Source organism: Caldisericia bacterium, assembly GCA_021158845.1.
GTDB lineage: Bacteria > Caldisericota > Caldisericia > B22-G15 > B22-G15 > B22-G15.
On record JAGGSY010000133.1, the window covers coordinates 1 to 2,830 of the forward strand.

Here is a 2,830-nt window from a genome sequence, read left to right on the forward strand (position 1 = left end):
GAGAAGGGTAGTTTCCGTGAATTTTTAAAGTATTTCTCTCCAATACTCCTTATAATACTTCTCTCCACAGTGGTTTCACTTGATGTTGTATATGCAATACTTATAACCACAATTCTTAGCCTCATATTTTTAAAACCAAAATCTAAAGAGATTAAGGAATATTTCTTAAAATCTTTTAAATTGGAGAACTACCTTCTACCATTGGGGATATTCTTCTTTAAGAATATCATGAATTCAGGAATAGCAAGCAGAGTATCTGTTGAGTTAACTTCCCTTCATGTAAGTCCTCTTATTCTGCTCTTTTTCCTTCCTTTTATAGTAACCTTTGTTACAGGTATCACATCCACATCTGTTGGTATCTCCTATCCGTTGATAGAGAGTTTCCTATTTATAAATGGAAAACTCTCCCTTTCACTGATGGGACTTGCATTTACAGGCGCAGTGGCAGGCGTTCTCCTGTCTCCCCTCCATCTATGTTTGATAGTAACTGTGAGGTATTTTAAAGCAAATTTAGGAAAGGTTTACTCCTTAATTATCCCCTCTGTAATTTTTGTATCAACAGTATCCTCTCTTCTCTATCTACTCCTTCTTAAGCTCCACTTTTAATATGAAATTTGCATCTTTCTTCTCCTCCAGCGTAACAAAGTAGATGCTGGATAGGTTTTGAACTTTATCTTTACCAAAATTTTTCAATTTTGAAAAATCCAGAAAGAGTATGGTTGTTATATCTCCCTGAATATCTGAACCCAAGCCTTTCAAAAGTTCATTTAAAGTCTTACTCTCTCCAATCTTCCCATAGATTATTGAATTTTTTACACCTTCTTCGCTACCCAAGAATAGAAAGTTAGAAAGAATTGATATGGCTATATTTACACCAGATGAACTTTTACCAAGAATAAGCTCTGCATCTTCAAAGGGGACTCTTATAAAGGAAAAGTTAAAGTTTTGCGATAGATAACTTTTAAAATTCTCTATTTTTTTACTTACATCATTTGCTCCTTTAAGATTTGAGACAACAACAAAGTCTGGTTTTTCCTCCTTCATATTGAGGGATACTATTACATCTTCCTTGAAAAGTGATAGGAAACCTAATATATCAAGCCCCTGAGTAAAACCAGCTATCAGGGGATTCTGTTCCTGAAGAGAAGATACAGCTTGAGATAGAAAATTTCCAAGTCCTCTAACTCCAAATATAAAGAAAGGGTCTTTACCTACAAATCTTAAAATTGTTTCGGAGAGGGGAACTGGCGTTGTGGGATTAATTTTATTGTAAAAACCCTTCACAAAGAGAGCATCCTCATGAAGTTCTGTATAAAAACCTCCCTCACCAATATTTTGAGAATTAACATTAAAGTATCCAAATATATTTGAATCTAATGGAACCTTATCAATCACCTTCTTAAAGCTCTCTGTATTTAAGAGTGAATCTTTCTTTTTTGTATATATCACACTTTTGAAGGTATCAACAGATGTGGTAAAGATAACTGTATCCTTTAGATTGGAGACATAGAATGGTTGGGATACGGGAGAGTAAGGTGTTAGATTTTCTGATGAAGGAACAATTTCATAAACTGTAAAAGAAGAGATCTTCTTTTTCTCAACAACACCCCCGCTTTTTTTAATCTCATCTGTAAGGAACATGACAAGTTCATCACCCTTTCCTCTCTTTGCATTTATAGATGCAACAAAAGAATTCTCTTTATCCTCAACAAAGAAGATTGAACCATTTTTTTCAGTATAAGACAGGAAGTTAGTTAATTTCTCATCCTTTATAAAATTCTCAAGAGGAATATCGCTAAGATCGTAGTAAAGATAGAATTTTGAGTTTTTTGGGGGGTAGAGATTACCAGAGAAGTCTGCTCTCCTGAATGTAATAAATCCTATTTTATAAAGGAAGAATACCCCTCCTGCCAATAGACAGATTATTAATAGAATAATGGTGAGTTTCTTCATGGTTTAACACCTACTCTACTAACAGTTATTTCCACCTCCCTTAAATCAGGATAAAGGAATGGAAGGCTCACTTTTATTTTATCACCTACTTTAACAATTTCCACTATTGAATTAAATTTTTCACTAAACACAGGAAAAACTCTATCCTTTATCCTAATCTCTCCCACCCTCTCTGGATTTATAACCACATGGGGAACAGTGGCTTCAATGATAAATGGATAAGCCCAGAAATTTGAATCAACATCACTAAACATACTTGAAACATTGAAACTTGCCTTTCCTCTACCAATAGCCTTAAGGACAATTACGAGAAACTCAGCCCTTGTAATAAATCTATCGGGTTTAAATGTTCCATCAGGATAACCCTTCATTACTCCTGCTTTAACCACGGCACCAATTATTCCTCTTCCCCAGTAATCCTTCTTCACATCTTTAAATCCTATTGAATAATCTTCTCTTAAAGATAGGATTTTAAATATAACTGCACTTGCCTCTATCCTCGTCATATATCTCTCTGGTTTGAATGTTCCGTCAGGATAACCTCTCATTATCCCACTTCCTACAACAGAGGACACAAACCCACTTCCCCAATAATTAGGGAGAATATCCTTTGGAAGGAAGGAGGTGGAAGATTTAAGTAAAAGAGCATTGGTTATGATTGCACTGGCTTCAACCCTTTTTAATGGAAGATTTGGTTTAAAACTTCCATCTGGAAAACCAGAGATTATTGCATGATGATAAATCTTTAAACAATTAACAAATATTTTAAATTCCTCTTTATTATCATTAAAACTTAGAACAAATTTCTTATACTCTTTACATCCTTCTGTAATTTTAAATTTTAATTTTAATACCTTTGTCTTCCCCTCAGGAAGAG

3 protein-coding genes are annotated in these 2,830 nt (G+C 34.2%); 1 reads left to right on the plus strand and 2 read right to left on the minus strand.

Features of this window, described 5'->3' with window-relative positions:
- Positions 1 to 606 (plus strand): DUF401 family protein (locus tag J7J33_04905; protein MCD6168626.1); only part of this gene is annotated, 606 nt, incomplete at its 5' end.
- On the opposite strand, the gene J7J33_04910 is transcribed toward J7J33_04905, so the two are convergent.
- On the minus strand, positions 580 to 1,953 hold the full coding sequence (locus tag J7J33_04910) for a hypothetical protein (GenBank protein ID MCD6168627.1): 1,374 nt from the start codon (positions 1,951 to 1,953) through the stop codon (positions 580 to 582). The two genes, J7J33_04905 and J7J33_04910, sit on opposite strands and share 27 nt — an antisense overlap.
- The coding region (locus tag J7J33_04915; GenBank protein MCD6168628.1) for an S-layer homology domain-containing protein at positions 1,950 to 2,830 on the minus strand (881 nt) is incomplete at its 5' end. The genes J7J33_04910 and J7J33_04915, both read right to left, overlap by 4 nt.

Coding starts and splice junctions, on each gene's coding strand:
- J7J33_04910 (MCD6168627.1), bottom strand. CDS start 1,953: ATGAAGAAACTCACCATTATTCTATTAATAATCTGTCTATTGGCAGGA.